General features: G+C 31.1%; 1 protein-coding gene. It reads left to right on the forward strand.

The window, feature by feature from the left end:
• Window positions 1-636: 636 nt before the first annotated feature.
• A partial coding sequence (locus tag ACYVRH_RS13400; protein WP_461257394.1) for a nucleotidyltransferase domain-containing protein occupies window positions 637-942 on the forward strand: 306 nt, incomplete at its 3' end.

Here is a 942-nt window from a genome sequence, read left to right on the forward strand (position 1 = left end):
CGATAAATATAGCCAATATTGGGATTAGCACTTTGATTTTGAAACTTACTTTTTTTTCACGCATATTTTTCCCGCTTTGGAATGTTTGTCATTTTGATATTCTACCAAATAAAATGCGACAAATGTGCGACAAATAGGGAGTTTTAACAGGCAAATTCCCTATACTCATGGTTCAAGTATAACAATTGCTAATAATCGGCGGTAAAGCCTATTCTTTTGGTCTTTGGCTCGGCGCACTGCTCGGGATAAATCCCTCGCGCATTATTCATTATAATTATATTTTCTGTGCGCCATGCCGTGTTGAATTTCTCATCTACACGGCGATGCCGTGCATAACTTGGCATCGATAAGGTTATTTAGAGCAATGATGATTTGTTCGATTGTCTTGTCGTGTTTTGAAAGTTTATAGTCGGTATTTTCAATATAGACCATGAGTAGTTTTCGTAATTTAGTAATTTAAACGCCTTGTTCAGTAAAAGCATAAGGCTTGTATTTTCTGGTGTCTTTATTAAAGGTCACAATTTGTGACCTTATCTTTCTTGGTTCGCCCCTATGTTCGTGTGGTTCGTGGTAAAAATATTTTCCTCTTTGTATTCTTCTACTTGACAAAAAAAAACCCTTTAATATAATTAATATATGGTTAATTTTGTCGAAAAAATGGATAGTATAAAGGACTCAATTCTTAAATTTGTTCCGGCAAAATATATATATTTATTCGGTTCTTACGCTTATGGAAATCCAACCGAAGAAAGCGATATAGATTTATATATCATAACTCCTGATAATATAAATAATTTTTCAGAAATATATACAAAAATAATGGTAGATTTAAGTTATAAAAAAATATTTTTTATTGATTTATTATTAAGCAAAGAAAGCGTTTTTAATTCACGAAAAGATAAAAATATATTTGAGAAAACAATCTCTCAAAAAGGTAAAATA

Source organism: Treponema sp. R80B11-R83G3 (genome assembly GCF_054786115.1).